Below are 573 nucleotides of genomic sequence, written 5' to 3' on the forward strand. Positions count from 1 at the left end.
GGTATACAACGAGCCGATCCACCAGCCCGCAGAGCCGGAAAACCTTGATGTCGACGGCCTGATCAAGGGCATGTACATGCTTGACGACTTCGAGGGCAACGGCCCGAAGGTTAAGCTGCTGGCCTCTGGCGTGGGCCTGCCGTGGGTTCGCGAGGCGCGAAAGATTTTGCGCGAAGACTGGGGCGTTGACGCGACTGTCTACTCGGTAACCTCTTGGACCGAGCTGCGCCGCGAAGCGATTGCGGTAGACAAGTACAACTTCGAACATCCGAACGAGGAGGCTCGCAAGCCTTACGTCACCTCCGTTTTGGAGCAGGCTGAAGGCCCAACCGTTGCGACCTCTGACTTCGAGCACCTGGTGCATGACCAGATCGCTCGCTGGGTGCCCGGCAAGTACTACCCGCTTGGCGCGGACGGTTTCGGATTCTCCGACACTCGCGCAGCGGCACGTCGCTACCTGAAGATCGACGCTGAGTCGGTTGTGATCCGCGCCCTCCAGGGCCTTGTTGAGGAAGGTAAGATGGACCGCTCCGTACTGCAGCAGGCGATTGACAAGTACGACCTGTTCAACCC

The 573-nt window shown here is 60.4% G+C and carries 1 protein-coding gene; it reads left to right on the plus strand.

The annotated features are described in order from the left end of the window. A partial coding sequence (locus tag HMPREF1627_RS00060; RefSeq protein ID WP_034499654.1) for a transketolase-like TK C-terminal-containing protein occupies positions 1 to 573 on the plus strand: 573 nt, incomplete at both ends.

It is taken from the genome of Actinomyces sp. S6-Spd3, assembly GCF_000758755.1.
In the GTDB taxonomy this organism is placed as follows: Bacteria; Actinomycetota; Actinomycetes; order Actinomycetales; family Actinomycetaceae; genus Pauljensenia.